6 protein-coding genes and 1 pseudogene are annotated in these 7,484 nt (G+C 64.3%); 6 read left to right on the top strand and 1 reads right to left on the bottom strand.

Annotation, left to right across the window (positions count from 1 at the left end; all coding sequences use genetic code 11):
* From EN884_RS18285 to EN884_RS18270, 4 genes and pseudogenes are all read left to right on the top strand, one after another.
* A pseudogene (locus tag EN884_RS18285) lies at positions 1-94 on the top strand (DUF4126 domain-containing protein); the annotation flags it as partial.
* Positions 91-1,467, top strand: coding sequence for an FAD-containing oxidoreductase (locus EN884_RS18280; RefSeq protein ID WP_063168860.1), 1,377 nt, complete (start codon positions 91-93; stop codon positions 1,465-1,467). The pseudogene EN884_RS18285 and the gene EN884_RS18280, both read left to right, overlap by 4 nt.
* A gap of 125 nt (positions 1,468-1,592) precedes the next feature.
* On the top strand, positions 1,593-2,765 hold the full coding sequence (locus tag EN884_RS18275) for an MFS transporter (protein ID WP_063168861.1): 1,173 nt from the start codon (positions 1,593-1,595) through the stop codon (positions 2,763-2,765).
* A gap of 86 nt (positions 2,766-2,851) precedes the next feature.
* Positions 2,852-3,907 (top strand): succinylglutamate desuccinylase/aspartoacylase family protein, encoded by a 1,056-nt coding sequence (locus EN884_RS18270; protein WP_063168862.1) that lies wholly within the window; start codon positions 2,852-2,854, stop codon positions 3,905-3,907.
* A gap of 1 nt (position 3,908) precedes the next feature.
* On the opposite strand, the gene EN884_RS18265 is transcribed toward EN884_RS18270, so the two are convergent.
* Positions 3,909-4,679: an isocitrate lyase/phosphoenolpyruvate mutase family protein gene (locus EN884_RS18265; protein ID WP_013529940.1), complete on the bottom strand. Its 771-nt coding sequence runs from the start codon at positions 4,677-4,679 to the stop codon at positions 3,909-3,911.
* A 319-nt stretch (positions 4,680-4,998) separates the two neighbouring features.
* Here EN884_RS18265 and EN884_RS18260 point away from each other — a divergent pair, with 319 nt between their 5' ends.
* Together EN884_RS18260 and EN884_RS18255 are read left to right on the top strand one after the other, a co-directional pair.
* Entirely contained in the window at positions 4,999-7,188 is a 2,190-nt protein-coding gene (locus EN884_RS18260; protein ID WP_013529939.1) for an anthranilate synthase, read from the top strand.
* Positions 7,189-7,193: 5 nt separating this feature from the next.
* Positions 7,194-7,484: cation transporter (locus EN884_RS18255; RefSeq protein WP_164895044.1), on the top strand; the 291-nt coding region annotated here is incomplete at its 3' end.

Genomic DNA, 7,484 nt, shown 5'->3' with positions numbered 1-7,484 from the left:
CGCGGCCGCCTTCGGCAAGGATCCGCCCGCCGCCTTTATCGAGGACGCGGTGGCGATCATCGGCGGCCTGCTGATCGTAGCGGCGGTGGCATGACGACGAAAATCTTCGACGCCATCATCATCGGTGCCGGACAGGCTGGCCCTCCGCTGGCCGGGCGGCTGACGGCCGCCGGCATGAGCGTCGCGCTGATCGAGCGCAAGCTGGTCGGCGGCACCTGCGTCAACACCGGCTGCATGCCGACCAAGACCATGGTCGCCAGCGCCTATGCCGCGCATCTGGCGCGCCGCGCCGCCGACTATGGCGTGACGCTCTCCGGGCCGGTCGGCGTGGATTACAAGGTGATCAAGGCGCGCAAGGACAAGGTCACAAACGACGCTCGCGGCAATCTCGAGACCTGGATTGCCGGCATGGACAAGTGCACCCTCTATCGCGGCCATGCGCGTTTCGAATCCGCCAACACGGTGCGCGTCGGCGACGATCTGCTGACCGCCGAAAAGATCTTCCTCAACACCGGCGGCCGCGCCTCGGTGCCCGACCTTCCCGGCATCCACGACATCGACTATCTGACCAACTCGTCGATGATGGATCTCGACGTGCTGCCGCGCCATCTCGTCGTCGTCGGCGGCAGCTACATCTCGCTCGAATTCGCTCAGATGTTCCGCCGCTTCGGCGCGGAAGTCACCGTCGTCGAGAAGAGCCCGCGCCTGACCGGCCGCGAGGACGAGGATGTCTCCGCCGCCATCCTGTCGATCCTCGAAAACGAAGGCATCGCGGTCCATGTCGGCGCCGACGACATTGCCTTCGCCAGACAGGGTGACGACATCGCCGTGACCTTCTCCGCCGGCAAGCCACCGGCGGTCGGCTCGCATGTGCTGCTGGCGCTGGGGCGCACGCCCAACACCGACGATCTCGGCCTGGAAAGGGCCGGCGTCGAGGTCGACAAGCGCGGTTTTGTCACCGTCGACGACCAGCTGCGCACCAGCGTGCCCGGCATCTGGGCGATGGGCGACTGCAACGGCAGGGGCGCCTTCACCCACACCTCCTACAACGACTACGAGATCGTCGCCGCCAATTTGCTCGACAACGATCCGCGGAGGGTCAGCGACCGGATCGAAGCCTATGCGCTCTACATCGACCCGCCGCTTGGCCGCTGCGGCATGACCGAGGCCGCAGTGAAGAAATCCGGCCGTCGCGCGCTGGTCGGCCAGCGGCCGATGACCCGCGTCGGCCGCGCTATCGAAAAGGGCGAGACGCAGGGTTTCATGAAAATCCTGGTCGATGCCGACACCAGGGAGATCCTCGGCTGCTCGGTGCTCGGCCCCGGCGGCGACGAGGCTATCCATTGTGTGCTCGACCTGATGTACGCCAAGGCGCCCGTCGACACGCTGGCGCGTGCCGTGCACATCCATCCCAATGTTTCGGAGTTGCTGCCCACCATTGCCCAGGAGCTGAAGCCGCTGGCGTGACAGCCCGTTGAAGACCCATTTTAAAGCTCTTCCTTTTCTGCATCGCTGCAATGCAGCAATGCAGCTTGCGCACGGTGGCGTGCTTCGCGCAGTCTGGAATTGAACCGATTCAGTCTGGACGCACCATGCCCTTGCCGATCCTTGCGCTTGCCATTGCGTCCTTCTGCATCGGCACCACCGAATTCGTCATCATGGGCTTGCTGCCTGAGGTCGCCGCCGACCTCGGCGTGTCGATCCCCGCGGCGGGCCTGCTGGTTACCGGATATGCGCTGGGCGTCGTCTTCGGCGCCCCGATCGTCGCCATGGCCACTGCGCATTTGCCGCGCAAGCCGGTGCTGGTCGGGCTGGCCGTGCTGTTCGTCGTCGGCAATCTGTTTTGCGCCATCTCGCCCAACTACTGGACGCTGATGGCCGCGCGTGTCTTCACCGCTTTCGGCCACGGCGCCTTCTTCGGCATCGGCTCGGTCGTTGCCGCCAGCCTGGTGCCGCGCAACAAGCGCGCCAGCGCTATCGCGCTGATGTTCGCCGGGCTGACGCTGTCCAACATCCTGGGTGTTCCCGCCGGAACCGCACTTGGCGAAGCGTTCGGCTGGCGCTCCACCTTCGTTGCCGTGGTCGGTATCGGCCTGATCTCGGTGGCAGCGATCGCCTGGTTGGTGCCGTCCGATGTCGCCGAGCCAAGCGGTGGCGGCCTGCGCGGCGAGCTGCGCGTGCTGGGCAAGCTGCAGGTCTGGCTGGCCATGCTGATCGCGGCGCTGACCTCCGCAAGCCTGTTCACCGTCTTCACCTACATCAAACCCTACCTCACCGAGGTATCGGGCTTGTCGACCTCGGCAGTCACGTGGGTTCTGCTGCTGTTCGGCGCGGGCATGACCATCGGCAACATTATCGGCGGCAGACTGGCCGACTGGAAACTGATGCCGACAGTGATCGGCACCCTGCTGCTGATGGCCCTGCTTTTCGTTGGATTCAGGCAGTTCGGCGCAATCGCCAGCGTTGCCATCGGCATCGTCTTCCTGTGGGGCCTGCTCATCTTCGTCGTCGTGCCGCCGTTGCAGATCCGGGTCGTCGAGGCGGCCTCCGAGGGACCGAACCTCGCCGCCACGCTGAACCAGGGCGCCTTCAATATCGGCAATGCCAGCGGCGCCTGGATAGGCGGCGTGGCCCTGTCCGCCGGTGTTTCCTATGCCAATTTGCCGCTGGTCGGCGCAGCACTCGCTGTTTTGGCGGTCACCGCCGCTGTGCTGTCGCAGGCGCTGGACCGGCGCGCGCCGGTCATCCCGCTTCCGGCTGAATAGTCTCTTGCGCCCATAGCGCGGCAGGCTGGACCAATCGACATCGGCGCCTTCAAATCGCATGTCTCTCGCTCCTGATGGAGGAAGTCATGCAGAAATCGATCGAACGCATCGCCGGCGAAAGCGAAGGGGTTTCCTACGAATTCCCGCTGTTCCGCTTCACTGGTTCCGACAAGGCTGCTCCTTCGGCCTATCTGCAGGCGGCACTCCATGCCGGCGAGTTGCCGGGTGTCGTCGCCATCGACGCGCTGATGCCGATGCTCAACAAGGCTGAAGCCGAAGGCCGCATCAAGGGCAATCTCACCATCGTGCCCTGGGCCAATCCGATCGGCCGGGCGCAATATCATTTCGGCGAGCATCAGGGCCGCTTCCATCTCGGCACGCGCACCAATTTCAACCGCGGCTTTCCGCTGCTCGCGGCGCCCGACACAGCGCTCTTGCCCGACACCACCCTTGGCAGCGTCGACCAGCGGCTGAAGACGCGGCTGGTGCAGCTCTCGCTCGGCCACGACATCGTGCTCGACCTGCACTGCGATGACGAGGGCCTCGCCTATCTCTACGTCCACACAAGCCTGTGGCCTGATATGGCCGATTGCGCCGCGGCCATGGGCGTCGACGCGGTCGTGCTGTGGAGCGAAGACACCGACGGCACCTTCGAGGGCGCCTCGATCATGCCCTATCAGAACGTCCCCGCCGATGTGGCCAAGCTCGACCGTCGCGTCGCCACCACCGTCGAATATCGCGGCATCCTCGATGTCGATGGTGCTTTGGCCGCCGCCGACGCCGACGGCCTCTACCGGCTGCTGGTGGCGCGCGGCGTGATCGCCGACAGCGCCCTGCCCGCGCCGGGTCCTTTCACCGGCTTCGTGGCGCCATTGGAAAACATCGACATGATGCCGGCGCCACGGGCCGGTGCCGTGCTCTACGACGTGAAGCCCGGCGACCGCGTCGCCAAGGGCGCGCGCCTCGCCACCATCGTCCATGCACCGGGTGAAACCGATGGCCGCACCGAAGTGTTCGCGCCGCAGGACGGCATCATCCTGACCCGCCGCTCGCGCCGCATCATCCGCGCCGGCGAAGATCTTCTGAAGCTGGTCGGCGACAGGAAGAGCACTGATGCCCGGTCGGGAACGCTGGAGGACTGACTTAGCCCGAAATAGCCAGTCGCGCTTTCGCCTCCAGCCATTCCGCCATCTGCCGGTAAGGCACCGGGCCGTGACTGATGCGGGCGACACCCAGTTCCGCCAGCCGCTGGCGCGGCGGCACATGCGCCAGCGCAATGATGTTGACCGGCAACGCAATTGCCTTGCAGAGCGTCTCGATCAGGCCTTCGTCGCCAAGGCCCGGCGCAAAGAAGCCGTGCGCGCCGGCTTTTTCGAAGGCCTGTGCGCGCTCGATGGCCTGGTCGAGCAGAAGGTCATCATGCGCATCCGGTTTCGCCTTGAGGAAGATGTCGGTTCGAGCGTTGATGAATGCCGGTATGCCGGAAGCCTTGACGGCCGCCGCCGCGGCTTCGATGCGCTTTGCCTGCACGGAAATGTCATGCAGGCCGCTGCCACCGACAATCTGATCCTCGAAATTGAAACCGATAGCGCCGGCCCGCAGCGCCAACGTCACCGTGCGAGCGACGATTTCCGGGTCAACGCCGTAGCCGCCCTCGAGGTCCATGGTCACCGGCAGGTCGACCGACCCGACGATGCGCTTGATGTTGTCGAGCGCCAGTTCCAGCGGGATTTTCTCGCCATCGGCGTAGCCGAACGCGGCCGCGACCGGCCAGCTTCCGGTGGCGATCGCCTTGGCACCCGCTTTCTCGATGATCTTGGCCGAACCCGGATCCCAGGCATTGTAGAGGACGACCGGGTTGCCCTTGACGTGGAGGGAATGAAACGTCCGCGCACGCTCGATCTGCTCGGTCATGGTTATTTTCCCGTCTTCCTGCTGTTGGATGAGCACTCTAAGCGGCACTGTCGGCTCTGGCGATGTGCCATGAGCCTGAGAAGCGGCGGCCAACGAACAGACTTTCAAACCTGTTGCGCATCCTTCTTTTCGCAGCTATGGATTTCGCCATGAATATGCGTTCGATCAAGACCATTTGGTGGTGGGCCTGCTGACAGCGGCCTGTTCGAACACGTGCGCGTGAATAGAGAGGGTGGCCGCAACGGAAAGTCCGGGCGGCCATTTGTTTTTTCCAAGCCATTCCCGGGTCCGTTGCCCCAAGAAGCTGATGGAGACGGCAATGACGATGAAGGTTCTGGAAAACGGCGCGGAAAGTTTCGTGACCGCGGGTGGCATCACCATCACCCGCGCGCGCCACGACCGGCCGTATGCGGGCGCGATCGACGCTTACGTCGACGGCCTGAATTCGCGCCGCGGCGCGGTGTTTTCCTCAAACTATGAATATCCCGGCCGCTACACGCGCTGGGACACCGCCATCATCGACCCGCCTCTGGTTATCTCCGCGCGCGGCCGCGCCATGCGTGTCGAGGCCCTCAACGGCCGTGGCGAGGTGTTGTTGCCGGTCATCGGCAAGGCGCTGGGTAGCCTGGCCGATATCACCATCGCCGAGACATCGAAAAGGCTCATCCGTCTCGACGTCGCCAAGCCCGGCCGTGTCTTCACGGAAGAAGAGCGCAGCCGCGTTCCTTCGGTGTTCACGGTGCTGCGCGCCATCACCGCTCTGTTCAAGACCGAGGAAGACGCCAATCTAGGTCTCTACGGCGCTTTCGGCTACGATCTCGCCTTCCAGTTCGACCCGGTAGACTACAAGCTCGAACGCAAGCCAAGCCAGCGCGACCTGGTGCTGTTCCTGCCTGACGAGATCCTGGTCGTCGACCATTATTCGGCCAAGGCATGGACCGACCGCTACGACTATGCCGGCGAGGGTTTTTCGACCGAAGGGCTGCCGCGCGACGAAATCTCCGAGCCGTTCAAGAGCCCCGACCGCATCCCGCCGCGCGGCGACCATGAACCCGGAGAATACGCCGACCTGGTGCGCAAGGCGATGGATTCGTTCAAGCGCGGCGACCTGTTCGAGGTCGTGCCGGGCCAGATGTTCTACGAGCGCTGCGAGACGCAGCCGTCCGAGATTTCGCGCAAGCTGAAGGCCATCAATCCGTCGCCCTATTCCTTCTTCATCAATCTGGGCGAAGGTGAATATCTGATCGGCGCCTCGCCCGAAATGTTCGTGCGCGTCAACGGCCGCCGCGTCGAGACCTGCCCGATCTCGGGCACCATCAAGCGCGGCGACGACGCAATTTCCGACTCAGAGCAGATCCTGAAACTGCTCAACTCGAAGAAAGACGAATCCGAGCTGACCATGTGCTCGGACGTCGACCGCAACGACAAGTCGCGGGTCTGCGAGCCGGGTTCGGTGCGCGTTATCGGCCGGCGCCAGATCGAGATGTATTCGCGCCTGATCCATACGGTCGACCACATCGAAGGCAGGCTGCGCGAAGGCATGGATGCCTTCGATGCCTTCCTGTCGCATGCCTGGGCGGTCACCGTCACCGGCGCGCCGAAGCTATGGGCCATGCGCTTTATCGAGCAGAACGAGAAGAGCCCGCGCGCCTGGTATGGCGGCGCGATCGGCATGGTCAATTTCAACGGCGACATGAACACCGGCCTGACGCTCCGCACCATCCGTATCAAGGACGGCATTGCCGAAGTGCGCGCCGGCGCCACATTGCTGTTCGACAGCATTCCCGAGGAAGAAGAAGCCGAAACCGAACTGAAGGCATCCGCCATGCTCTCCGCCATCCGCGACGCCAAGACAGGCAATTCCGCCAGCACCGAGCGCACCACCGCGCGCGTCGGCGACGGCGTCAACATCCTGCTGGTCGACCACGAGGACAGTTTCGTCCACACGCTGGCCAATTATTTTCGCCAGACCGGCGCCAACGTCTCGACCGTTCGCTCGCCGGTGCATGAGGAAGTCTTCGACCGGCTGAAACCCGACCTCGTCGTGCTGTCGCCCGGCCCCGGCACGCCGAAGGACTTCGATTGCGCCGCAACCATCAAGAAGGCGCGCGCCCGCGAACTGCCGATCTTCGGCGTCTGCCTTGGCCTGCAGGCATTGGCCGAGGCCTATGGCGGCGAACTGCGGCAGCTGCACATACCGATGCACGGCAAGCCGTCGCGCATCCGCGTCTCCAAGCCCGGCATCATCTTCTCCGGCCTGCCCAAGGAAGTCACCGTCGGCCGCTACCACTCGATCTTTGCCGATCCGGTGCGGCTGCCCGACGATTTCATCGTCACGGCCGAGACCGAGGACGGCGTCATCATGGCCTTCGAGCACCGCAAGGAGCCGATCGCCGCAGTGCAATTCCACCCGGAATCGATCATGACGCTCGGGCACAATGCCGGCATGCGCATCATCGAGAACATCGTCGCCCACCTGCCGCGCAAGGCCAAGGAAAAGGCCGCCTGACGATCATGGCCGAAGCCGAGAACACGATGGCGATCGCGGCCAAGGCGGCCGCGAAGCGCAAGGTCGCGAACCTCGCCTTCTGGTCGATTATCGTCGCCTTTGTCGTGCTCGCGCTGAAAGCTGCCGCCTGGTACGTCACCGGCTCAGTCGCACTCTATTCGGACGCACTGGAATCGATCGTCAACGTCATCGCCTCGGTCGCCGCCTTCTGGGCGATCCAGATCAGCCACAAGCCGGCCGACCAGGATCATCCCTTCGGCCATCACAAGGCCGAGTATTTCTCGGCAGTGCTGGAA

The sequence above is a fragment of the Mesorhizobium sp. M7A.F.Ca.AU.001.01.1.1 genome (assembly GCF_004022735.1).
GTDB lineage: Bacteria > Pseudomonadota > Alphaproteobacteria > Rhizobiales > Rhizobiaceae > Mesorhizobium > Mesorhizobium ciceri.
This window is presented reverse-complemented; position numbering and strand designations above follow the sequence as displayed.

What these genes read in the sequence shown, in the direction of transcription:
- EN884_RS18280 (WP_063168860.1), top strand. Translation starts at nt 91, where the DNA reads ATGACGACGAAAATCTTCGACGCCATCATCATCGGTGCCGGACAGGCT.
- EN884_RS18275 (WP_063168861.1), top strand. Translation starts at nt 1,593, where the DNA reads ATGCCCTTGCCGATCCTTGCGCTTGCCATTGCGTCCTTCTGCATCGGC.
- EN884_RS18270 (WP_063168862.1), top strand. Translation starts at nt 2,852, where the DNA reads ATGCAGAAATCGATCGAACGCATCGCCGGCGAAAGCGAAGGGGTTTCC.
- EN884_RS18265 (WP_013529940.1), bottom strand. Translation starts at nt 4,679, where the DNA reads ATGACCGAGCAGATCGAGCGTGCGCGGACGTTTCATTCCCTCCACGTC.
- EN884_RS18260 (WP_013529939.1), top strand. Translation starts at nt 4,999, where the DNA reads ATGACGATGAAGGTTCTGGAAAACGGCGCGGAAAGTTTCGTGACCGCG.